The 22,633-nt window shown below is 71.9% G+C and carries 21 protein-coding genes; 4 read left to right on the top strand and 17 right to left on the bottom strand.

Annotation, left to right across the window (positions count from 1 at the left end):
- Positions 1-48: 48 nt before the first annotated feature.
- The 7 genes from GCE86_RS29330 to GCE86_RS29300 all read right to left on the bottom strand — a co-directional run bounded on the left by GCE86_RS29330 (position 49) and on the right by GCE86_RS29300 (position 8,009).
- Entirely contained in the window at positions 49-768 is a 720-nt protein-coding gene (locus GCE86_RS29330) for a cytidine deaminase (RefSeq protein ID WP_204341686.1), read from the bottom strand.
- A gap of 92 nt (positions 769-860) precedes the next feature.
- The gene (locus tag GCE86_RS29325) at positions 861-2,141 is read right to left on the bottom strand and encodes an ABC transporter permease (RefSeq protein ID WP_154229901.1); all 1,281 of its coding nucleotides are present in this window, start codon (positions 2,139-2,141) and stop codon (positions 861-863) included.
- A gap of 2 nt (positions 2,142-2,143) precedes the next feature.
- A complete protein-coding gene (locus tag GCE86_RS29320; RefSeq protein WP_154229900.1) occupies positions 2,144-3,496 on the bottom strand; it encodes an ABC transporter permease in 1,353 nt (450 codons plus the stop codon).
- Positions 3,493-4,974, bottom strand: coding sequence for an ABC transporter ATP-binding protein (locus tag GCE86_RS29315; RefSeq protein WP_280116431.1), 1,482 nt, complete (start codon positions 4,972-4,974; stop codon positions 3,493-3,495). Before GCE86_RS29315 ends, GCE86_RS29320 begins: the two co-directional genes overlap by 4 nt.
- A 280-nt stretch (positions 4,975-5,254) precedes the next feature.
- Positions 5,255-6,325 (bottom strand): BMP family lipoprotein, encoded by a 1,071-nt coding sequence (locus tag GCE86_RS29310; RefSeq protein WP_154230721.1) that lies wholly within the window; start codon positions 6,323-6,325, stop codon positions 5,255-5,257.
- A gap of 277 nt (positions 6,326-6,602) precedes the next feature.
- Entirely contained in the window at positions 6,603-6,944 is a 342-nt protein-coding gene (locus GCE86_RS29305) for a hypothetical protein (protein ID WP_154229898.1), read from the bottom strand.
- Positions 6,945-7,001: 57 nt separating this feature from the next.
- Positions 7,002-8,009, bottom strand: coding sequence for a hypothetical protein (locus tag GCE86_RS29300; RefSeq protein ID WP_154229897.1), 1,008 nt, complete (start codon positions 8,007-8,009; stop codon positions 7,002-7,004).
- 98 nt (positions 8,010-8,107) lie between these two features.
- On the opposite strand from GCE86_RS29300, the gene GCE86_RS29295 reads away from it, so the two are divergent.
- Positions 8,108-8,710: a TetR/AcrR family transcriptional regulator gene (locus GCE86_RS29295; protein WP_208818049.1), complete on the top strand. Its 603-nt coding sequence runs from the start codon at positions 8,108-8,110 to the stop codon at positions 8,708-8,710.
- Between the two features lie 14 nt (positions 8,711-8,724).
- Here the strand turns inward: GCE86_RS29295 and GCE86_RS29290 are convergent, their stop codons facing one another.
- The 4 genes from GCE86_RS29290 to GCE86_RS29275 all read right to left on the bottom strand — a co-directional run bounded on the left by GCE86_RS29290 (position 8,725) and on the right by GCE86_RS29275 (position 14,510).
- Positions 8,725-10,530 carry a glycoside hydrolase family 13 protein gene (locus tag GCE86_RS29290; protein ID WP_154229895.1) on the bottom strand — a complete coding sequence of 602 codons (1,806 nt, stop codon included), beginning with the start codon at positions 10,528-10,530 and terminating at the stop codon, positions 8,725-8,727.
- Between the two features lie 190 nt (positions 10,531-10,720).
- A complete protein-coding gene (locus tag GCE86_RS29285; RefSeq protein ID WP_154229894.1) occupies positions 10,721-11,620 on the bottom strand; it encodes a sugar ABC transporter permease in 900 nt (299 codons plus the stop codon).
- Complete coding sequence (locus tag GCE86_RS29280) at positions 11,617-13,260, bottom strand: ABC transporter permease subunit (RefSeq protein ID WP_154229893.1); 1,644 nt, start codon at positions 13,258-13,260, stop codon at positions 11,617-11,619. Before GCE86_RS29280 ends, GCE86_RS29285 begins: the two co-directional genes overlap by 4 nt.
- Complete coding sequence (locus tag GCE86_RS29275; protein ID WP_154229892.1) at positions 13,260-14,510, bottom strand: sugar ABC transporter substrate-binding protein; 1,251 nt, start codon at positions 14,508-14,510, stop codon at positions 13,260-13,262. The genes GCE86_RS29280 and GCE86_RS29275 overlap by 1 nt, the downstream gene beginning before the upstream one ends.
- Before the next feature lie 198 nt (positions 14,511-14,708).
- Here GCE86_RS29275 and GCE86_RS29270 point away from each other — a divergent pair, with 198 nt between their 5' ends.
- The 3 genes from GCE86_RS29270 (at position 14,709) to GCE86_RS32450 (ending at position 17,848) form a co-directional block, all read left to right on the top strand.
- Positions 14,709-15,785: a LacI family DNA-binding transcriptional regulator gene (locus GCE86_RS29270; RefSeq protein WP_154229891.1), complete on the top strand. Its 1,077-nt coding sequence runs from the start codon at positions 14,709-14,711 to the stop codon at positions 15,783-15,785.
- A 138-nt stretch (positions 15,786-15,923) separates the two neighbouring features.
- Positions 15,924-17,558, top strand: coding sequence for a glycoside hydrolase family 13 protein (locus tag GCE86_RS29265; RefSeq protein ID WP_154229890.1), 1,635 nt, complete (start codon positions 15,924-15,926; stop codon positions 17,556-17,558).
- A 161-nt stretch (positions 17,559-17,719) separates the two neighbouring features.
- A complete protein-coding gene (locus GCE86_RS32450) occupies positions 17,720-17,848 on the top strand; it encodes a VOC family protein (protein WP_275587089.1) in 129 nt (42 codons plus the stop codon).
- A gap of 4 nt (positions 17,849-17,852) precedes the next feature.
- Here the strand turns inward: GCE86_RS32450 and GCE86_RS29255 are convergent, their stop codons facing one another.
- The 6 genes from GCE86_RS29255 to GCE86_RS29230 all read right to left on the bottom strand — a co-directional run bounded on the left by GCE86_RS29255 (position 17,853) and on the right by GCE86_RS29230 (position 22,412).
- A complete protein-coding gene (locus GCE86_RS29255; RefSeq protein WP_154229889.1) occupies positions 17,853-18,290 on the bottom strand; it encodes a hypothetical protein in 438 nt (145 codons plus the stop codon).
- Between the two features lie 74 nt (positions 18,291-18,364).
- Entirely contained in the window at positions 18,365-18,733 is a 369-nt protein-coding gene (locus GCE86_RS29250; protein WP_154229888.1) for a GntR family transcriptional regulator, read from the bottom strand.
- A complete protein-coding gene (locus GCE86_RS29245) occupies positions 18,730-19,665 on the bottom strand; it encodes a YihY/virulence factor BrkB family protein (protein ID WP_154229887.1) in 936 nt (311 codons plus the stop codon). Before GCE86_RS29245 ends, GCE86_RS29250 begins: the two co-directional genes overlap by 4 nt.
- A gap of 57 nt (positions 19,666-19,722) precedes the next feature.
- Positions 19,723-20,280: a 2'-5' RNA ligase family protein gene (locus GCE86_RS29240; RefSeq protein ID WP_154229886.1), complete on the bottom strand. Its 558-nt coding sequence runs from the start codon at positions 20,278-20,280 to the stop codon at positions 19,723-19,725.
- A gap of 47 nt (positions 20,281-20,327) precedes the next feature.
- Complete coding sequence (trpS, locus tag GCE86_RS29235) at positions 20,328-21,353, bottom strand: tryptophan--tRNA ligase (RefSeq protein WP_154229885.1); 1,026 nt, start codon at positions 21,351-21,353, stop codon at positions 20,328-20,330.
- A 33-nt stretch (positions 21,354-21,386) separates the two neighbouring features.
- Positions 21,387-22,412 carry a hemolysin family protein gene (locus GCE86_RS29230; protein WP_154229884.1) on the bottom strand — a complete coding sequence of 342 codons (1,026 nt, stop codon included), beginning with the start codon at positions 22,410-22,412 and terminating at the stop codon, positions 21,387-21,389.
- Between the last annotated feature and the right edge of the window lie 221 nt (positions 22,413-22,633).

Raw genomic sequence — 22,633 nt, 5'->3', positions numbered from 1 at the left:
ATGATCTTTCCTCGTTCTCGGGGAACCGGACCGCGGGCGTCGCGGAACTCAGGCGCCGGACCAGCGGATCGGGATCTCCAGGGGCGGCTCGCCCTCGCCGGCCCAGAAGATGGTGCCCGACGCGTCGACCACGACGACGCGCGGTGTCCGGGCCAGTCCCCAGGTGATCGCCTCCGCCGGGTCGTCCCAGGTCGGGCCCTCCTCCAGCACGCCGGTCTCGGCGCCCTCGCTGTCCCCGGCCGACCGCTCCCAGTAGGCCGTCCAGACCTGCTGCCCGGCGGAGAGGTCCGGGTGCACGAAGACCGTGCCCCGCCCCCGCCAGGCGGCCAGCCGCTCCGGGACCACCGGCACCGGCGTCTCGCCGGTCACCGCCTCCAGGTCCTCCACGCCGAAGGCGTGCGGCAGCAGCTCCGCCATCCGCAGCGTGCCGCCCTTCGCCTCGATGAGGCACTCCGGGCCGCCGTTCTCCCACAGCAGCTGCCGGCACCGGCCGCACGGCATCAGCGGCTCGCCGGTGGCGTCGACGCACGACAGCGCCACGATCCGGCCGCCGCCGGTGGCGTGCAGCGAGGAGACCACGCCGCACTCGGCGCAGAGCACCACGCCGTACGCCGCGTTCTCCACGTTGCAGCCGACCACCACCCGGCCGTCGTCGACCAGGGCGGCCGCCCCGACGGGAAACTTCGAGTAGGGCACGTACGCGTGCCGCATGACCTCGGTGGCGGCGGCCCGCAGCCGCTCCCAGTCGATCTCCATCACGACTCCCATTCTGCCCAATTCACGCTGATCGGTCGCGGTGGCGGCCGGAGACGACGGTGCCCGGCGGGGTCTCCCCGCCGGGCACGCTGCGTCGCGGGCGGTCAGCCCTTGATATACGGCTTTCCGTCGGCGGCCGGCGCCCGGACCTTGCCGACCAGCCCGGCCACCGCCAGGATCGTCGCCAGGTAGGGCAGCATGGCCAGGAACTGGCTCGGAATGCTGCTGCCGATCGCACCCAGGTAGGTGGCGAGCTGGTCGGCGAACCCGAAGAAGAGCGCGGCGAGCAGCGCGCCGGTCGGGCTCCACCGGCCGAAGATCAGCGCGGCCAGGGCGATGAAGCCCTTACCGCCGATCATGTTCTTGGTGAACGAGTAGAGCGCCAGGGTGTACGAGGCGCCACCCACGCCGGCCACCAGCCCGGCCATGATCACGTTGCGGTAGCGCAGGCGCAGCACCTTCACGCCGAGCGTGTCGGCGGCCGTCGGGTGCTCGCCCACCGACCGGGTCCGCAGGCCCCACCGGGTACGGAACAGCGCGATGTGGACGACCAGCACCAGCAGCAGGCCGACGTAGAGGAAGATGTTGCCCCGGAACAGCGCCGGGCCGATCAGCGGGATGTCCTTGAGCAGCGGGATCTCCCAGTTGCTGAACCGCGGCGCGCTGTTGTACTTCGTCGCGTCGGTCTGCATGAGCCGCTCGTAGAGGAAGCCGGTCACGCCGACCGCCAGCAGGTTGAGCACGATGCCCATGACGACCTGGTCGACCAGGTAGCGGATGGCGAAGACGGCCAGCAGCAGCGAGATCAGCGCGCCGCCGATCGCGGCGGCGACCAGGCCCACCCAGACGCTGCCGGAGATGCTGCCGAACAGCGCCCCGGAGAACGCGCCCATCAGCAGCTGACCCTCGATGGCCACGTTCACCACGCCGGAGCGCTCGCACAGCACGCCGGCCAGCGCGCCGAAGATCAGCGGCAGGGCCAGGATGAACGTGCCCCGGACGATGTTGACCAGCGGCATGAAGTTGCGGCCCTCGGGGGCCGCGGAGACCTGCCAGCACAGGAAGCTGAGCACGAAGGCGACCAGCCCGACGCCGAGCACCAGCGTGAACCAGCGCTTCGGCACCCCGGCGAGCAGGGCCGCACCGGCCGCGGCGGCGATGATCCCGAACAGGATGGCGCCGACCGTGCCGTTGATCTCGAGGGCGGCGCCGCCCTCGGTCTCGCTGAGCGTGAAGCGGGCCTGCTGGCCGGTGGCCAGCGCGCCGAACAGCACCGTGGCGAGCACGCCCAGGCCCAGCAGGACGGCGCCGGTCTTGCGGACGCGCGTCCAGAAGCCCTCGTCGACCGCGGTCACGGCGACCTCGGGGACAGCGGTGGTGGACATGCTCACCAGCCCTTCGCGAGGCTCGTCTGGAGCCGGGCCGCGCGGGCCGCCCGGAGCTGGAAGATCGCCTTCACCATGGCCGGCGCGGCGATGAAGATGACGATGAGCGCCTGGAGCACGGTGACCAGCTCCAGCGAGATACCGGAGTAGGACTGCATCCGGTTGCCGCCGGCCTGGAGCGCGCCGAACAGCAGCGCGGCCAGCAGCACGCCCCACGGCTTCACCCGGCCGAGCAGGGCGACCAGGATGCCGTCGAAGCCGATCTGCGCGATCACCAGCGGGGTCAGCGCGTTCGCGGTCGAGCCGAGCACCATGTTCGATCCGCCGAGGCCGGCCAGCAGACCCGAGATCACCATGACCAGCACGTACGTCTTGGTCACGCTGATGCCGGCGGTCCGGGCGGCGTCGGGATTCTCGCCGACCGCCCGCAGCTCGAAGCCGAGCGTCGAGCGGTTCAGCAGCCAGGCGATGAACCAGGTGGCCAGCACCGCGACCAGGATGCCGGCGTGCACCCGCAGGTCGGCGCCGAGCAGCCGGGGCAGCTGGGCGGAGGACTCGACCGGCTTGCTGATCGCGTCCGACCGGTTCGGGTTCTGCACCCCGCTCTGGATGATGATCCAGGACAGGAAGTAGACCGCCACGTAGTTGAGCATGATCGTGTTGATCACCTCGTGGGCGCCGGTGCGCGCCTTGAGGATGCCCGGGATGAAGCCCCAGAGCGCGCCGCCGAGCGCGCCGGCGATCAGCGCGACGAGCAGGTGCACCCCGGGCGGCAGCGGCAGCGCGAAGCCGGCCACGGCGGACAGGATGACACCGATGGTGGCCTGGCCCTGGGCGCCGATGTTGAACAGGCCGCCGCGGAAGGCGAGCGCGACCGCCAGGCCGGTGAAGACCAGTGGCGCCGTGTAGGTGAGCGTCTCCGAGATCGGGCCCATCGCGGCGGTGAAGCCGACCGCGTCCGGGTCGAAGATCGCGCCCTTGAACAGGTTGGCGTACGCCTCGCTGACCACGGACCAGCTGCTGTTGAGCGCGTCCGCCGGGCGGGCGGTGATGTAGCCGTAGGTGGCCAGCACCTCCGGGTCGGAGACGATGATCAGCACCGCGCCGACCAGCATGGCGAGCAGCACCGCGAGCACGGTCACGGTGACCGTGTTGGCCGCCCAGAGGTTGTGCAGGAAGAGCTGGCCCAGCGTGGGACGGGGCTCCTCGGTCTGCTTCGGCGCGGTGGCGGGCACCGCGCGCTCGGTGTCGCCGGCGGGCGCGGACGATGTCGCCCGGGCCTCGCTCCGCGCCTCCTGCGCCTCGGTCGCCGGCTCCTTGTCCGGGGAGCCCGACACCGGGTTCGGGTTGGTCATGCCTCGTCCTCGTTGCCAGAGCCGTCAGCGGTCGTGGTGGCGGTGTCCGGCGTGATGCCGGCCATCAGCAGGCCGATCTCCTCGCGCGGGGTGTCCGGGCCGACGATGCCGATGATGCGGCCGCGGTACATGACCGCGACCCGGTCGGCCAGGCCGATGACCTCGTCCAGCTCGCTGGAGACCACCATGACGGCGGTGCCGATGTCCCGCTCGCGGATGACCCGGCTGTGGATGAACTCGATCGAGCCGACGTCCACGCCCCGGGTGGGCTGGGCGGCGATGAAGAGCTTCAGCGGCCGGGACAGCTCCCGCGCCACGATCACCTTCTGCTGGTTGCCGCCGGAGAGGGTGCCGACCGCCGCGTCGGCCGAGGAGGTACGGACGTCGAACTGCTCGATCCGCTCCTTCGCCGACTTCGCGATGGCGTCCGGCTTGAGCGAGAGGCCCTTGCCGAAGGGTGGCCGGTCGTAGATGTCCAGCACCAGGTTCTCGGCGACGGAGAACTCCTTGACCAGGCCGTCGACGCTGCGGTCCTCCGGGACGTACCCGACGCCCGCGCGGAGGACCTTCTTGGTCGACCAGCCGTGCACGGCCTCGCCGTCCAGGGTGATCGAGCCGGCGAGCACCGGGCGCAGGCCCATGATCGCCTCGATCAGCTCGGTCTGCCCGTTGCCCTGCACACCGGCGATGCCGAGCACCTCACCGGCGCGCACGGTCAGGTCGACGCCGTCGACCGCGCGTACCTGCCGGTCGTCGTCGACGACCAGGCCGGCGACCTCGAGGATCGGCTTGCCCGGCTGGGCCGGCTTCTTGTCCACGGTCAGCCGGACGCTGCGGCCCACCATGAGCGCGGCCAGCTCGTCGCGGCTGGCGCTCGGCTCGGCGGTGCCCACCGTCTTCCCGCGCCGGATCACCGTGATCCGGTCGGCGATCGCCTTGACCTCACCCAGCTTGTGGGTGATGAACACGATCGACTTGCCGGCCTCCTTGAGCGACCGCATGACCGTGAGCAGTTCCTCGGTCTCCTGCGGGGTCAGCACGGCGGTCGGCTCGTCGAGGATGAGCAGGTCGACGTCGCGGGTGAGGGCCTTGACGATCTCCACCCGCTGCTGGATGCCGACCGGCAGGTCCTCGATCACCGCGTCCGGGTCGACCCGGAGGTTGTACCGCTCGGACACCTCGGCGACCTCGCGCCGGGCGCGCCGGCGGTCGAGGAAGCCGGTGAAGGCGCCTCTGGTCTGTTCCGCCCCGAGCATGACGTTCTCGGCCACGGTGAAGACCGGCACCAGCATGAAGTGCTGGTGCACCATGCCGATCCCGGCGGCGATCGCGTCCGACGGACCCTTCAGCTTCAGCGGCTTGCCGTCGACCAGGATCTCGCCCTCGTCGGGCTGGTAGAGCCCGTAGAGCACGTTCATGAGGGTCGACTTGCCGGCGCCGTTCTCGCCGAGCAGGGCGTGGATCTCTCCAGGCTCCACCGTCAGGTCGATGTGGTCGTTGGCGACCAGATCACCGAACCGCTTGGTGATGCCGCGCAGTTCGAGTCTCAGCGCAACCTCCTGGAGTGCGAGCGATGGTGCAGCGTAGCGGCTGCCGCGCCGCCACCGCGCCGGGTGGGGGTCAGTGGGGGATCAAGGTGACCGGCCGCCCCGACGTCACGCGAGGTCTTCCCCACGTGCGACGAGGCGGCCGGATCGTCAAACCTGGTGCCCGCCGGCCCCGCTGCCGATGATCTCACCGCGGCGGCCGGCGGAGCGGTCACTTGGTCGGCTGGGCCTTCGAGGTGACCGTGATGGTGCCGGCGGCGATGTCCGCCTTGATCTTGTCGACCTCGGCCTTCAGGTCCGCCGGGACCTTGCTGTCGAAGTCGTGGTACGGGGCGATCGAGACGCCGTTGTTGGCCAGGGTGCCGACGAAGCCCGGCTTGGCCTGGAGCTTCTCACCGTTGGCGGCCTTCAGCACGGCGTCCTTGACGGCGTCCGGGATGTTCTTGACGACCGTGGTGACCAGCGCCGGGCAGTTCGGGGTGCTCTCGCAGCCGTCGACGTCCACCCACACGACCGAGTACTTGCCGTTCGAGGCCTGCGCCGCGGCGGTGGTGCCGAGGCCCGCGCCACCGGCGACCGGCATGATGATGTCCGCGCCCTGGGCGACCAGCGCGTCGGAGACCTTCTTGCCCTCGTCCTGCTTGACGAAGTCGTTGGTGAAGGAGCCCTTCTGGGTGGCCTTGTCCCAGCCGATGACCTGGACGTTCTTGCTCTTGGCCTTGTTGTAGTACGCGACGCCGTCGGCGAAGCCGTCCATGAAGATGGTGACCGGCGGGATCGGCAGACCACCGTAGGTGCCGACCTTGCCGGACTTGCTCAGCCCGGCGGCCAGGTAACCCGCCTGGAAGGCGGCCTGCGCGGTGTCGAACTGCATCGGGTAGATGTTGTCGACGCCCGGGTTCGCGTCCACGATGCCGAACTGCTGGTTCGGGTTCGCGGTGGCGATCTTCTTGGTGGCGTCCGACATCAGGCCACCGACGGCCAGGATGAAGTCGCACTTCTGGTTGACGAACCCGGTCAGGTTGACCTCGTAGTCCGCCTCGGCCTTCGACTGGACGTTCTTGATGTCGATGTTGTCGTTCTCCTTCTTCGCCTCCTGGAGGCCCTTCCAGGCCGAGGTGTTGAAGGACTTGTCATCGATGCCGCCGACATCGGTCACCATGCAGGCGCTGAACTTCTTGCCGCCGTTGCCGCCGGCGTTGTTGTCGTCCTTGGGGGCCTCACCACACGCGGCGGCGCCCAGCACGAGGCCACCCGCCACGATGGCGGAGGCGATCCGCATCCCACGCACAGAGCGCAAGACGTCTCCTTCCCATTGCACACCGCGTCGTGCGCGGTGGCAGCCCTTGCGCCGGCCTGCGGTGTGCCGCCGGCGTCCCACGTTACGGACGGGAGCGTACGCCCGCGCCCACCCACCGGCCGACAATCGTGCACGACTGTTGAACGGTCGTTACCCCTACGTAACCCGCGCGTGGGGCACATCACCTTTCGTGCCGACGGCCCTCCGGAGAGGTGTCGCGAACGTCCGTTTCCCGAGGTCTTCCCGCTGCGCCGGAGAGCTAACGCCAGAAGACCGCCACCGCCGCGTTGACCAGCGTCAACCCGATGATCGCCAGGAAGTGCCCGCGGTTCACGGACTCCCGCTTACGGGAGAAGAAGACCATGACAAAGATCAGCAGGGCGAGCACCAACTTGGTAACAAGCTTGGCGGGTGCCGGCTCGTCACCGTCGCGCAGCGGGGCGGACAGACCGATTCCGGTCAGCAGCCCGATCACCGAGCCCCAGAGCATGGCCGCGTTGATCCGCAGCCGGCCGCTGACGTACTGGGCGATCGCACCGCCGAGCAGCAGGGCGAACCCGATCAGGTGGACGTAGAGAAGGATCAGTCGAAGAGCTTCCACGCCGGCCATCCTGCCTCATCAACGACAGCTTGTAGTAGCCGACCCGCGCAGCTGCCGTCATAACGTGACCTCGACGGGCCGCCGCTCCGGCGCGGCGTCGGCCACGCCGGCCCGGACGGAACGGCGCCCGACGAGGACCAGGGCGAGACCGACCAGGGCGTAACCGGCCAGCACCGCGGCCGGCCGGCCGGCGCCCGCCCCGTCGAAGAACGCCGCCGAGCGCAGCAGCGTGCCGCCCGCACCGACCGGCAGGTACTGCCCGACCGCACCCCAGGGCTGCGGCAGCAGCTCGGGCGCGGCAGCCACTGCGGAGAGCGGGTTGCCGACCAGGAAGACGAGCAGCGCGCCGAGCCCGATCCCGGGGGCGCCGAGCAGTGCGCCGAGGCCCGCCACGGTGCCGGCCGCGGCCAGCGCGAACAGCCCCATGGCGGCGGCCTCGCGCCACACGTCGCCGTCGAGGACGCCGAGCCAGCCGTGCAGCACCGCGGCACCGGCGAGGCCGGCCACGACGGCGAAGCCGACCAGGCCGAACAGCCGTGCCCCGCGCCGGGCGATCAGCACGGTGAGCAGCGCCCCGGCCAACATGGCGGTGAGCGCCAGGGGCAGGAATCCGGCGGCGAAGCCGGCCCCGCGCGGGTCGTCCGGGTCGGCGGGCACGACCGGCACGACCGGCACCGGGCGTCCGGCGGAGAGCTGCGTGGCGGCCTCGGTGAGCAGGGCGGCCACGGTCGGGCTCGCGGCCGGGGCGGTGTGCAGGGCGACCCCGTCCGGGCCGACCACGTACGCGGCGTACGCCTCCCGGTCGCGCAGCGCCCGGTCGGCCGCGGCCGCGTCCGGCAGCGTGGTCACGGCGAAACCCCCCGGGCGGGCGGCGGCGAGCCGGGCCGCCAGCTCGGCGGTGGCGGGCGCCGGCCCGGCCACGACGACCGGCAGGTCGCGCGGCGCCAGGTGGGCGGCGGGCGCCGCGAAGAGGGGTACGAGCGGCGCCTGCACCACCACGGCCAGGCTGGCGACCAGCGCGGCGAGCAGCCAGGGCGAGCGGATCCGGGACGGGTGAGCGGGCATCGCCGCCTCCTTAAAACGAACGTTCGTTCTCTTGAGATGAGAGTGCGCCGCCGCACGGTCCGGCGTCAAGAACGAACGTTCGCTTTACACTGTGGCTCGTGCCACGCGTATCGGACGAACACCTCGCGGCCCGCCGTCAGCAGATCCTCGACGCGGCCCGGCGCTGCTTCGTGCGCGACGGCTTCCACAACACCTCGATGCAGGATGTGATCAAGGAGGCCGGGCTCTCGGTCGGCGCCGTCTACCGCTACTTCCCGAGCAAGAACGACCTGATCACCGCCATCGCCCAGGCGGTGATCGGCACGGCCGACGCGACCTTCGCCGACCTGTCCACGGCCGACCCGCCGCTGCCCCTGACCGGGGTGCTGGAGCGGGCGCTGACCTTCGTCGACACCCAGCTCGGCCCGGACGGCGTGCTGCCGCTGGCCCTGCAGGTGTGGAGCGAGGCGCAGCGGGATCCGGTACTGGCCGAGTTCGTCGCGGCCACGTACACCCGGCTGCGTGGCCACTTCGTCGCCGCCGCCGGACGCGCGCGCGACGCCGGTGAGCTGCCCGCGGACGCCGACCCGGAGGCCGTCGGCGCGGCGCTGTTCGGCCTGATCCCCGGCTACTTCACCCAGCGCCTCCTGACCGGCTCCCCGACCCGCGCCACCTACCTGCAAGGCGTCCGCGCGTTGCTCGGCCCCACCCCCCACCCCTGACGCCGGGCTGGGGGTCAGGCGAGGCGCCAGACCTGGAGGGTCGGGCCGTCTCCCGGGAGGAGTGCGGCGCCCGGGTTCAGGGCGGGGGCGCCGCCGTAGAGGTTCTCGCCTGCCGGGAGGCCGGTCAGGCGGACCGGGGTGCCGGGGGCGCGGCGGGCCAGCACCAGCACCGCGCCGGTGGGCGCCTCGCGGAGGAAGACCAGCGTGTCCGCGTCGGCGTGCACCCAGCGCAGGCCGCCGTGCCGCAGCGCGGGCTCGGTGCGGCGCAGCGCCAGCAGCGACCGGTACGCCGCGAACGTGCGCTCGTCCCAGCGCTCCGGCCGGTGCCACGGCATCGGGGTACGCGACCCTTCCCCGTTGTCGCCGGTCAGGCCCAGCTCGTCCCCCGCGAAGATCACCGGCGTGCCCGGCATGGTGGCGAGCAGGCCGGCGGCGACCTCCTGCCGCGCCGCGTCACCGACCACGGTCCGGATGCGGGCCGAGTCGTGCGAGCCGAGCAGCTGCCACGAGTGCGCGTACGACCGCCAGGAGATCAGTGACCGGTAGGTGTTCATGGTGGCCAGCACCGCGCCCGCGTCCCGCCGCCGCACCCCGCCGGGGGTGCCGAGGAAGTTCGGCACCGTGCCGTCGCCCCGGCGCAGCCAGGACCAGACCGGGTCGGTGAAGCCGACGTAGTTCATGGTGCCGTGCCAGCCGTCCCGGTCCAGGTCACCGGTGTGGTCGTGCCCGTGCTCGGCGAGCAGCAGCGCGTCGGCCCGGGTGTCGGCGACCACCTCGCGCAGCAGCCGGGCCACCTCGTGGGTGTACGCGTCCGCGCCCCGCCGGCCGGTCATGTTCGCCACGTCCACCCGCCAGCCGTCGAGCGCGTACGGCGGGCGCAGCCAGCGGCGCAGCAGCGAGTCCTCGGCGGTGGCGAAGCGGCGGCGCAGCTCCGCGCTGCCCCAGTTGAGCTTCGGCAGCGACTTGACGCCACACCAGGACTCGTAGTCGGAACCGCCGGCCACGTCGAAGTAGTACAGCTCCCGCTCCGGCGCGTGCACGTCGGAGACGGCGGCCGTGAACCACTGGTGGGCGTCGCCGGTGTGGTTGCTCGTGATGTCGCCGAGCAGCCGCCAGCCCCGGGCGTGCACCGCGTCGGCCAGCCGGGCCAGGGCGGCGTCCCCGCCGAGCAGCGGGTCGACGGTGTCGAAGCTGGCCGCGTCGTACCGGTGGTTGGAGCGGGCCGGGAAGATCGGCGTGAGGTAGACGGTGTTCACCCCGAGCCGGTCCAGATGGTCGAGCCGCTCGGTGATGCCGTCCAGGTCGCCGCCGTAGAACTGGCGGGGCGTCTCCGGGCCGCGCCCGATCACCGGGGTGTCCCAGTCGCAGGGGATCGCCCAGTCCGGCGCCGTCCGGCCGGCCGCCGCGGCCGAGCGCGCGAACCGGTCCGGGAAGATCTGGTAGATCACCGCGTCCCGGGCCCAGGCCGGCGGCGGTGCGTAGCTGACCAGCTTGAAGTCGCCGTGGTCCGGCACGTCGTGGTCGGCCAGGCCGGCCGCGTTCAGCCAGCGGGCGCCCGCCGCGCCGTCGAGCAGGAAGCGGTAGTTGCTGACCGGGTTGCGGACCTCGACGTCGGCCCGCCACCACACGTCACCGCCCTCGGTGCGGTCGACGACCGCCTCGGCGAAGTGGGGTTCGCCGTCGCCGGTGGTCCGGACGTGCACCTGACGGACGCCGGCGCCGGCCGGCACCCGGACGAAGACCGGAACGGTCTGGCCGAGCGCGGGCTCCTGCTCGGGCACGTAGGTGGCGGATCCGTCGTGGTGCGGCTGGAGCGACATGGGGATGCCTTTCGCGTCGTCGACGACAGGGAGTGGGGCGGGCACCCGCCGCGGCCGGTCACCCGACCGCGGCGGTCCGCCCGGAAACCGCTCCGGTGTACGTCCTCGACGCCCTTGCCGCAGCGTGCGCAATGGGTACGGAGTGGCACCACTCGCCTCGCCCACGACGGCGAGCAACCACCCCTCCGGCTTATCCCTTGACCGCCCCGGCCGTGAGGCCGGAGACGATGTAGCGCTGGAGCAGTTGGAACACCAGCACCGTCGGGATGGCGGTGAGCAGGGTGCCCGCCGCGAACATCCCGAAGTTGTTGTTGCGCTCCCCGGCCACCAGGCCGAACATGCCGACCGCGAGGGTCTTCGAGTTCGGCTCGGTGAGGAACACGTTGGCGATGATGAACTCGTTGATCGAGCCGATGAAGGCGAGCAGCCCGGTCACCGCCAGGATCGGCGCGACCAGTGGCAGCATGATCCGGAAGAAGACCTGGGCGTGCGAGGCGCCGTCCATGGTCGCCGACTCGTCCAGTTCCTTGGGCAGGGTGTCGAAGAAGCCCTTCATGAGCCAGGTGTTCGCGCCGAGCGCCGTGCCCATGTAGAGCAGGAAGAGGCCCCAGGGGGTGTTGAAGCCGATCGCCGGCCACAGGGCGGTGACCGTCGTGAAGATCAGGAAGATCGCCACGATCGCCAGGAACTGCGGGAACATCTGGATCAGCAGCAGCGCGAGCAGCCCGACCCGGCGACCGGCGAACCGCATCCGCGAGAACGCGTACGCCGCCAGCGCGGACAGGAAGATCGAGGCGAAACTCGCCACGCCGGCGAGCAGCAGCGAGTTGAGGAACCAGTGCGCGAACGGCGTGTCCTGGAACAGGTTGGTGAAGTTCTCCAGGGACGCGCCGGTGGGCACCAGCTCCGTCGACGACAGCGTGCCGAGCGGGTTGAGCGCCGCGGAGATCACGAACAGGATGGGGAAGAGGCTGAACGCCACTGCCAGCACCCCGACCAGGTGCCGCCAGCCGACCTGGGCGAACCAGCGCCCCGTCGACCTCCCGGTCGCGTTGCGTCTGGCGACCGGGGTGTCCGCGTAGGTGGTCACGAGTACACCTCCTCCTGCTTCCGGGTCCGCGAGAAGCTGATCGCCGCGACGATGGCCACGATCGCGAAGATGAAGATCGACACCGTGGTGGCCAGCCCGTACTCGGCGCCCTGGGCGCCGAAGGCGAGCCGGTAGGTGTAGGTGATGAGCAGGTCGGTGGCGCCGTTGCGCGGGTTGTCCGCCGGGAAGGGCCCACCCTCGGTGGTGAACAGGATCGCGTTGACGTTGTTGAAGTTGTACGCGAACGACGCGATCAGCAGCGGCGAGAGCGCCACCAGCAGCAGCGGCAGGGTGACCGCCTTGAACGACTGCCAGGGCGTCGCCCCGTCGACCGACGTGGCCTCGGTCAGCTCCCGCGGGATGGCCTGCAACGCGCCGGTGGCCACCAGGAACATGTACGGGTAGCCGAGCCACAGCTGCACCAGCAGCACGGCGATCCGGGCCGACCAGCTACCGCCGAACCAGTCGACACCCAGGCCGAACAGGTTGTTGATCAGGCCGAAGTCGGTGTTGAACATGTCCCGCCAGACCAGCAGCATGGCGAACGACGGCATGGCGTACGGCAGGATCAGCAGTATCCGGTAGAGGTTGGTCCCGCGCATCCGGGGCGAGTGCAGGGCGAGCGCGATGGCCAGGCCGAGCAGGAACGTGAGCCCGGTGGAGCCGATCGCGAAGGCGAAGTTCCACACCAGCGTGCCGAAGAACGGTCCGGAGATGTTCGGGTCGGTGAGCACCCGGCTGAAGTTCTTCAGCCCGACGTTGACCTTCCAGCCCTGGGCGAGCCGCTCGCCGTCGGCGGCGACGAAGGAACCGCTCGCCGCGTCGGCGGTCCAGGTCTTGCCGGTCTCGCCGTCCTTGATGCAGTCGCACCCCACGTCGTACGCCCGGACCGCCTTGCCCTCGTAGGCGCGGGTGAGGCCGTTGGAGCGGATGGCGCCGCCGGAGGTGGGCACCACCAGGGCGGTGACGGCGTCGCTGCGACCGCTGGCCTGGCCGATGTTCAGGATGGTGTAGCCCTCGGCGGCCGTGATCTTGCCGCTGAGGCTGCTGACCGTCACCTCGCCGGCGTCGAGCTTGCGCAGCCCGCCCGCGTCACCGGCGAAGACCTCCTTGGTCTTCGGGTCGCTGAGCAGGAACACGAGCGCGCCGGTGGCCGGGTCGCCCTTCGTGGCGATGGAGAGGGAGTACTCGGTGGAGCCGGGGACCTGCTTCACCGAGGAGGTCTGGATGGCGACGATCGCGTCGTCCTTGCTGCCGCGGTGGCCGTCGCCGAAGTTCGTGAACGCGGTGCTCGCCGTGTAGAGCACCGGGAAGACCTGGAAGGCGATCAGGAAGAGCGTGCCGGGGACCAGGTACTTGGCCGGGATGTGCCGGCGAGTCAGATAGAGGTAGAACAGGCCGGCCGTGGTGGCGGCGAGGATGCCCAGCCCCACCCAGTGCTCGGCCTCGACGAGCGGGAACGCCGCCCAGATCGCGATCCCGGCCACCAGGCCGAGCAGGACCACCTTGACGACGAGGCCGGTCGCGGTGATCGGCGCGTGGTTCCGCGCGGTACGGGACGTGCGCGGGAGCCCGCGGCGAACGGGCTCCCGGCCCGGGGCCTGCTCAGCAGACCCCGGGCCGGACAGCGACGTGCTCATTACTTGATCTGACCCGCGATGGTCTTGCCCGCGGCGGTGATCGTCTTGGCCGGGTCGGCGCCGCCGATGATGGCGGCCTCCGCCTTGCCGAAGGGGTCCCAGATGGCGGCCATGGCCGGGATCGCCGGGAGCACCTGGCCGTTCTTGCCGGCCTCCTGGAACTTCGCCAGGTCCGGGTCCTCGCCCTTGACCTGGTCGAAGGCGGCGGTCAGCGCCGGCGGGCGCGGCTCGGCCTTGTACAGCGCGACGGCCAGCTCGGGCTTGGTCACGTAGTTGGTGACGAACTCCTGGGCCAGGGCCTTGTTCTTGCCCTTGGCGGCGACGTAGAACGCCTGGACGCCCACGAACGGCTGGGCCTCCTTGCCACCGGCGAAGCCGGGGACCGGGGAGATGTCGTACTTGATGTTGGCCTTCTTCGCGTCCGCGATGGCCCACGGGCCGGAGACCAGGAAGGCGCACTTCTTGCCGGTGAAGGTGGCGATGGAGTTCTCGCCGGTGATCGAGCGCTTGAGGGCGCCGTCGCCCTTCTCACCGAGCTTCGCGATCTTCTGGAAGGCCGCGATCGACTCCGGCTTGCCCACGCCCAGGTCCTTCGGGTCGTAGTCGCCGTTGGCTCCGGTGCCGAACAGGTAGCCGCCGCCCGAGGTGTACAGCGGGTACACGTGGTAGGCGTCGCCGTTCTGGCCGGACTGGAGGCAGAGGATCTCGCTGGCCTTCTTCTCGGCCTTGAGCTTCTTGCCGGCGGTGACCAGGTCCTCGATGGTCTTCGGCGCCTCGGGGGCCAGCTCGGTGTTGCGGATCAGCGCGACGTTCTCGGTGGCGTAGGGGACGCCGTAGAGCTGGCCGTTGAAGGTGACGGCCTTGATCGCGGTCTCGTTGAACGCGCTCTTCTGCTCGGCGCCGAGCTGCACCGGGTCGATGGCGCCGTTCTGGACCATGTTGCCGATCCAGTCGTGCGCGCCCACCACGACGTCCGGGCCGCTGCCCTGCTGCGAGGCGGTGACGAAGTTGGTCTGCAGGTCCTTGGAGACGGCCTGGACCTCGACGGTCACGCCGTTCTCCTTGCCGAACTCCTCGGCGAACGGCTTCAGGGCCGCGGTCCGCTTGTCGTCGGCCCAGATGACCAGCTTGCCGCCGGCGGCCTTGGCGGTCTCCTTGGCGGCCGGCTTGTCGCTGTCACTGCCGCCGCAGCCGGACGCGGCGAGCGCCAGGCCGAGGACAGCGACCACACCCGCGGTACGGATGCGCATCGGTACTCCTGTCGTCATGGCGGCCCGCCGGGGGAAGGGCGGCCCGCCAGTGGGAACCTCGGAAATTTCTTGCTGACCGGCGCGCGAATGCTGCGCCGCTGCTCTCGCATGTTGCGGGGACGTTAGCAAGAGGTTGCAGAGAATGGAAGGGCTTGCAGGAGCGTACGCAAGAACTTGCCCGTGAGCTAAAGTGCCGCCATGCGCGCTCGACTGTCCGACATCGCCCAACAGGCCGAAGTCAGCGAGGCCACGGTGTCGCGGGTGCTCAACGACCGCCCCGGAGTGGCCCCGGAGACCCGGCAGGCGGTCCTCACCGCCCTCGACGTGCTCGGCTACGAGCGCCCCGCCCGGCTGCGCAAGCGCAGCGCCGGGCTGGTCGGCCTCGTCGTGCCCGAGCTGGACAACCCCATCTTCCCGGCCTTCGCCCAGGTCATCGAGTCGACGCTGGCGCAGAGCGGGTTCACCCCGGTGCTCTGCACGCAGACCCCCGGTGGCGTCACCGAGGACGAGTACGTGGAGATGCTGCTGGACCGCCAGGTCTCCGGGATCGTCTTCGTCTCCGGCCTGCACGCCGACACCGCCGCCAACCACGACCGGTACCGGGCGCTCATCGCCCGTCCGTTGCCGATCGTCATGATCAACGGGTACGCGCCCGGCATCGCGGCGCCCTTCGTCTCCTGCGACGACGGCGAGGCCACGGAGCTGGCCGTCGCGCACCTGGTCGCGCTCGGCCACCGGCGGATCGGCCTGATCACCGGCCCGGACCGGTTCGTGCCGGTGCAGCGGCGGGTGGCCGGCTTCCGCGCCGCGATGTCCCGGCTGGCCGGCGCCACCGAGGCCGAGGTCGGCGAGCTCGCCGAGCTCTCCCTGTTCGGCGTCGAGGGCGGCGAGGCCGCCGCGGGCCGGCTCATCGAGCGCGGGGTCACCGGCCTGGTCTGCGGCTCGGACCTCATGGCGCTCGGCGCGATCCGGGCCGCCCGGCAGCGTGGGCTCGGCGTCCCCGGCGACGTCTCGGTGGTCGGCTACGACGACTCGCCGCTGATGGCCTTCACCGACCCGCCGCTGACCACCATGCGCCAGCCGGTCGCCGCCATGGCGGTGGCCGCCGTCCGCGCCCTGGTCGACGAGATCAACGGGCACGCCGCCCCGAACTCCGAGTACCTGTTCCGCCCGGAGCTGGTGGTGCGGGGCTCGACCGCGGTGGCCCGCCCGGCCGGCGGCCCGGCGCAGCAGCGTCCCTCCTCCGTCAACCCCACCCTGGCGATCCCCGCCTGATCCCTTGCCGTCAGTTCTTGCGCAAGGAATGCTTGACTCTTGCAGCGCTCGGGCGGCATTCTGCTGAAACGCCCTGCGCCACCACCCACGCCGCGCGGGGCGCCGCCGTCCCGCGCCAGAGAACGGGGATCCACACCGATGACCTCCGCCCCCCACCCCACGCCGCTGACCGCCGACGACGACTGGTGGCGGTCCGCGGTCGTCTACCAGGTCTACGTCCGCAGCTTCGCGGACGCCAACGGTGACGGTGTCGGGGACCTCCAGGGCATCCGGCAGCGCCTGCCGTACCTGCGCGAGCTCGGCGTGGACGCGCTCTGGTTGACCCCCTTCTACACCTCGCCGCAGGTCGACGCCGGCTACGACGTGGCCGACTACCGGAACGTGGACCCGCTCTTCGGCAACCTGACCGACTTCGACGCGATGATCACCGACGCGCACGCCCTGGGCCTGCGGATCATCGTGGACCTGGTGCCCAACCACACCTCCAGCGCGCACCCGTGGTTCGCCGCGGCGCTGGCCGCCGGCCCCGGCTCCCCCGAGCGGGAGCGCTACCTCTTCGCCGAGGGCAGGGGCGAACAGGGCGAGCAGCCGCCGAACGACTGGGAGAGCATCTTCGGCGGCCCCGCGTGGACCCGCGTCGCCGACGGCCAGTGGTACCTGCACCTGTTCGACCCGGCCCAGCCCGACCTCAACTGGCGCCACCCGGAGGTACGCGCCGAGTTCGAGGACATCCTGCGGTTCTGGCTCGACCGGGGTGTGGACGGCTTCCGCATCGACGTGGCGCACGGGATGATCAAGGCCGAGGGGCTGCCGGACGTCGGCTTCAACTCGATGACCACCGGCCAGCGCCAGTCCGAGCTGCTGGGCAAGGGCCGGCTGCCCTACTTCGACCAGGACGAGGTGCACGACATCTACCGCGCCTGGCGGCCGATCCTGGACAGCTACCCGGGCGGCCGGATGGCGGTCGCCGAGGCGTGGGCGGAGACCCCGCAGCGGCTGGCCCGCTACATCGGCCCGGACGAGCTGCACCAGGCGTTCAGCTTCGACTTCCTCGACGCCACCTGGTCGGCCGACTCGTTCCGCAAGGTGATCGACACGGCCCTCGCGGAGTCCACCATCGTGGGCGCGCCGACCACCTGGGTGCTCTCCAACCACGACCGGCAGCGGCACGTCACCCGGTACGGCGACGGCGAGGTCGGGCTGCGCCGCGCTCGGGCCGCCGCCCTGCTGATGTTCGCCCTGCCCGGCTGCGCCTACGTCTACCAGGGCGAGGAGCTGGGCCTGCCCGAGGTGCTGGACCTCCCCGACGAGCTGCGGCAGGACCCCGCGTTCCTGCGCACCGGCGAGAGCCGGGACGGCTGCCGGGTGCCGATCCCGTGGAGCGGCGAGCTGGCCCCGTACGGCTTCGGCCCGGAGAGCAGCGAGCTGAGCTGGCTGCCGGCCCCGGCGACCTGGCGTGCCCTCTCGGTGGCCGCCCAGGCCGGGGTGACCGGCTCGACGCTGGAGCTCTACCGGGCCGCGCTGCGGATCCGGCACGAGCACCCGGCGCTGGCCGGCACCGGCGGCATCACCTGGCTGGAGACCGAGCCCGGGGTGCTGGCGTTCCGCCGCTCCGCCGGGGACGCCGAGCTGACCTGCGTGGTCAACCTCAGCGGCGCGGAGGTGACGATCGCCGGCCACGGCCGGCCGGTCGTCGCCAGCGCCGGCCTCACCGAGCGGGGCGACGGGCACGTCCTGCCGGTCGACGCGGCTGCGTGGTTCGAACGGCGCTGAGCCGGGTAACCCGCCATTGACCTGGTCGTCCGTTGTGCCCCGCGCCGACGGGCGGCTGGGCTACCGACCCCTTGTGGTGGGGGGTGAGGTGGCGCCGGCCCCTCGGGGATCCGTTCCCGAGGGGCCGGTGTCCATCCGGGACCGTGGGGTACCACCTGGTGATGACCACCCACCTGGCGCAGTACACGCTCGATGTCAGCGACGTCGGGCAGACCGGCACGGAGGGCTTCGTGGTGCTCGCCGACCCGGAGGACAACGAGTTCTGCGTGCTCGACGGCCCGCCGAGCTGAGCCCTCAGGCCCCCCGGCTGGTGAGCAGCTGCGCGATCCGGGCGAGACCGGCGCGGACCTCGTCCCGGCTGGGCGGGTTCGCCGGCTCGGGCTCCCGCTCGGCGGCCAGCTCCAGCTCCTCGTCGATGACGTCCTCGAAGTCGCCGTAGAGGTCCGCCTGGTCGACCCGGGCCGCCTCGTCCTCGGCGGCGATCTGCGCGGCGGCGATCTCGCTGCGGATCTCGTCGGGCGTCAGCGCCGGCAGCAGCGGCTCCACCACCGCCATCAGCTGCTCCTCGGCCACCACCGCCTCGGCCAGGGCGAGCGCGTGCGGTCGCTCGTACGGGCCACAGACCACCGGCTCCCACTCGTCGTCGTCGCCGAGCGGGCCGAACGTGATGATCCACGGCAGGCCCAGCATCGGCGAGTCGTCCGGCAGGTCCAGTGTCACGAGTGCGCCCACCGGCCCATCATGGTCGGTCCCGCCGCGGACGTGCGCCTCATTCACGCCAACTCCCCCCTCTCCGGCGGCCGCTCTCACCCGTGCGTACCGGCGTCCAGAGCCGCACGGACCAGGGCGACGGCGCGGTCCGGTGGGACACCCAGCCGGAGCGCCTCGGCGGCGTACGCCGTGGCGGCCCGGTGCAGGCGGTCGTCGGCGTCGTCGCGCCCCGGGGCCACCACCGTGCCGTGCCGGCCCCGGGTCTCCACCAGCCCGGCGGACTCCAGCTCCCGGTACGCCCGCGCCACCGTGTTCACGGCCAGGTCCAGGTCGGCGGCGAGCTGCCGGACCGCCGGAAGCCGGGTGCCCACCGGCAGCCGGCCGTCGCCGATCATGGCGGCGACCTGCCCGCGCACCTGCTCGTACGGGGGCGTCGCCGAGTCCGGCTCGATCCGAATTTTCATCCCGCCCCTCCCGGCGTCCCCGGCTCGGTCTCCTCGTCGACCTCCACGTCCACCTCCCGCACGGCGCCACCCTCGGCCAGGTCCACCACCCGCCCGTAGCGGCTCGTGGCGGCCAGCGCGGCGCCGAAGAGCACCATCTGGTTGAGCAGGTAGAGGTAGAGCAGCAGCCCCACGGCCGTGGCCACCACGGTGTACGCCGGGTTCCGCTCGGTGCGCACCACGTAGTAGCGCCCGACGGTGTTGAGCAGCGTGATGCCCACGGCGACCGCCAGCACGGCGGGGCGCAGCCGGCGGCGGCTCATCCGCAGCCGGGGCACCGCCACCAGCAGCGCGGTGGCCAGCACCGCGTTGACCAGCACGCTGAGCACCGCGCTGACCGTGGTCAGCCCGACCGACCCGGTGCTGCGCACCAGGAACCGCAGCAGCGACTCCAGCGCGTCCACGGCGGCCACCGAGACACCGAGCAGCACGAAGACCGCGACCAGCACCCCCAGGTCGACCAGGCGGCGCACCACCAGGTTGCCGGGCTGCTGGTTGAAGCCGTACATGAGCCGCTGTGAGGAGCGGATCGCCTCGACCCAGCCGATCCCCGTGAAGACCAGGATGACCAGACCGATCACGCCGACGGTGTTGCTGCTCTCGGCGATCTGCTGGGGGTCGAGGAACGGCAGGTTCCCCTCCAGGAAGTCGGCCGCCGCCCGGCTGACCTCGCGGTTGTCCTGGAGGATCGTGCCGAAGATCCAGTACGCGACCAGGGCCAGCGCGAACACGGCGAAGAAGCCGTAGTAGGCGATGGCGGCGGCCAGCCGGCCGCCCAGCAGGTCGGCGTAGAGCGTCCCGGCCCGCCACACGTGGTCGAAGGCCGACGAGCGGGCCCGGGCCGCGTCGATGCGGCGACCGAGCGCCGCCTCGATCCGGCCGATGACGTTCACAGCGCCATCCTCGCCGATCTCCCGGCAAGCTGTCGGCAGGCCGGCCGCGCGCTCAGGTCAGCCGCCGAGGCGGAAGTCGCGGCGGGGCTGCCACCGGGTGGCCCCGCTGTGCGAGAAGAGCGTGAACGCCTCCACCTCGAACAGGGCGGAGAAGTCGGCCAGGTCCTCGTACGCCTTGTCGAGCACCTCCGGCGGCACGTCCTGGGCGACCGTGACGTGCGGGTGGTACGGGAAGCGCGCCTCGCGGTGCAGCTCGGGGGCCGCGTTGATGGCGGCGGCGAGCAGTTCGCACTCGCTGATCCCGGCGGCCACGGCCACGAAGACCACCTGGGTCACCGGCCGGAACGTGCCGGTGCCCCGCAGGTGCAGCGTGAACGGCAGGTGGGTGGCGGCCACCCGCGCCAGGTGCTCCTCGACGGCCGGCAGCGCGCGCACCGGGATCTCGGTGGGACCGAGCAGCGTGACGTGCGCCGGGACGGCCAGCGGATCGCCGGCCTCGACCCGCCGGCGGGTGAGCATCCCGCCCCAGGGCTCCGGGATGTCGACCGCGATCCCGATCTGGATCGTCTCACCGGCGTCCGGCGCCCCGTCCCTGCCATCCACGCTGTGCGCCATCCCTCCGGCCACCGACTGCGCCACCCGTTCCCGCCGTGCCCGGGCCGCTACTCGAACCGGACCGGCGGGAAGAAGCCGATCCGCTCGTACACGGTGCGCAGCGTCGGGGCGGCGACCGCGCGGGCCTTCTCGGCGCCCTGCGCGAGCAGCTTGTCGAGCTGCGCCGGGTCGTCCAGGTAGGCGCGGGTGCGCTCCTGGATCGGGGTGACGAACTCCCGGACCACCTCGGCGAGGTCCTTCTTCAGGTCGCCGTAGCCCTTGCCGTCGTACGCGGCGACCAGGTCGTCGATGCCGCGACCGGAGAGCGCCGAGTAGATGGTCAGCAGGTTGGCGATGCCGGGCTTGCCCTCGGCGTCGAAGACGATCTCCCGCCCGGTGTCGGTGACCGCCGAGCGGATCTTCTTGGCCGAGCGGGCCGGCTCCTCCAGCAGGTCGATGATGCCGGCCGGCGAGGAGGACGACTTCGACATCTTGGCCGTCGGGTCCTGCAGGTCGGTGATCTTCGCGGTGTCCTTGACGATGTGCGGAGCGGGCACCGTGAAGGTCGGGCCGAACAGCGAGTTGAACCGCTGGGCCAGGTCGCGGGACAGCTCCAGGTGCTGCCGCTGGTCCTCGCCGACCGGCACCGCGTGCGCCTGGTAGAGCAGGATGTCGGCGGCCTGCAGGATCGGGTAGGTGAACAGGCCGACGCTGGCCCGCTCGCTGCCCTGCTTCTGCGACTTGTCCTTGAACTGCGTCATCCGGCTGGCCTCGCCGAAGCCGGTGATGCAGCCGAGCACCCAGGCCAGCTGCGGGTGCTCGGGCACCTGCGACTGGACGAACAGGGTGCTGCGCTCCGGGTCGAGGCCGACCGCGAAGAGCTGCGCGGCGGCGATCCGGGTGCGCTGCTTGAGCACCTTCGGGTCGTGCCCGGCGGTGATGGCGTGCAGGTCCACCACGCAGTAGAACGCGTCGTGGCTCTCCTGCAGGGCCACCCAGTGCCGTACCGCGCCCAGGTAGTTGCCGAGGTGGAACGAGTCGGCCGTCGGCTGGATGCCGGAGAAGACGCGCGGGCGGGCGGGTACGTCGGACATGGCGGCAATTCTGTCAGCAAGCCCCGGCGGCCGTCATGACGGGCCGGTGGGTCGGGTGGACACGGGCGGGAGCGCGGCCGTGACCTCGCGCCGCGGCTCGGGCAGGCGGGCCGTGGAGACGGCGAGGCGGGACACCCGCCGCCCGTCGAGGGCCACCACCCGCAGCAGCCAGCCGCCGGGCGGGTCGTCCGGGGCGGGCCCGCCGGCGTCGTCCGGGTCGACGGCCACCGGCACCTCGTCGCCGGTGACCGGCAGGCGGCCGAGGGCGGCCATCACGAAACCGCCGACCGTCTCGTACGGCCCGGCGGGCAGCGGCACCCCGGTGCGCTCGGCGAAGTCGGCCAGGTTGAGCCGGCCGTCGACCACGGCGGGCAGCCCGGCGAGGGCCGGGTCGGCCGGGGCCGCGTCCTCGTCGTGGATCTCCCCGACCAGCTCCTCGACCAGGTCCTCGCAGGTGACGATGCCGGCGGTGCCGCCGTACTCGTCGATCACCACGGCCAGGTGGTGGCCCTCGCGGCGCATCTCGGTGAGCGCGGCCAGCACCCGTTTGCTGCCGGGCAGCCGTTTCACCTCGCGGGTCAGCTCGCCGACCGTGGCGCGCGGGTCCCGCTCGGGGCGTAGCAGCACGTCCCGCAGATGGACGAAGCCGACCACGTCGTCGTGGGTGCCGTCGACCACCGGGTAGCGGGTGTGCGGCTCGGCGCGGACCAGCCGCTCGGCCTCCGCCACGGTGAGCCCGGTGGCGAGGAAGACCACCTCCGTGCGCGGCACCATCACCTCGCGGATCAGCCGCGCCCCCGCCACCAGCACCTCGTCGATAATCCGCCGCTCGTCGGGGTCGAGCACCGTGCTGGCGGCGACCAGGTCGCGCAGCTCGGCCTCGCTGATCTGCTCCCGGCCGGCGGTCGGGCTGGCCCCGAGCAGGTCGGTGACCAGGCGGGTGGCGCCGTCGGCGGCGCGCACCACGAGCCGGGCCACGGTCCGGGCCACGGGTCCCGGTACGCGTCTGGGCCGCCCCGGCGGACGTCGCCGGGGCCCGGGACCACCTCCCTCCCGCATGACAAGGATGGTAGACAGCGGTCGCCGGACGCTCCGGGCGATGTTCGGATCTGTTCAATCATGAGGGATTGTGGTGGAATAGGAGACGGCCCCACTCGCAGCCGCGACACAGCCCGCGGCCGTAGGGTGATCACCGACGGCCGCCGCGGCACGCGGCCCAGGCAGGAGGAGCGACGTGAAACTGCTCGTCACCGGCGGCGCCGGTTTCATCGGCAGCGTGG

This window comes from Micromonospora terminaliae, from assembly GCF_009671205.1.
Lineage (GTDB): Bacteria > Actinomycetota > Actinomycetes > Mycobacteriales > Micromonosporaceae > Micromonospora > Micromonospora terminaliae.
The sequence above is the reverse complement of the archived record's forward strand: the minus strand, read 5'-3'. Positions and strand labels throughout refer to the sequence as shown.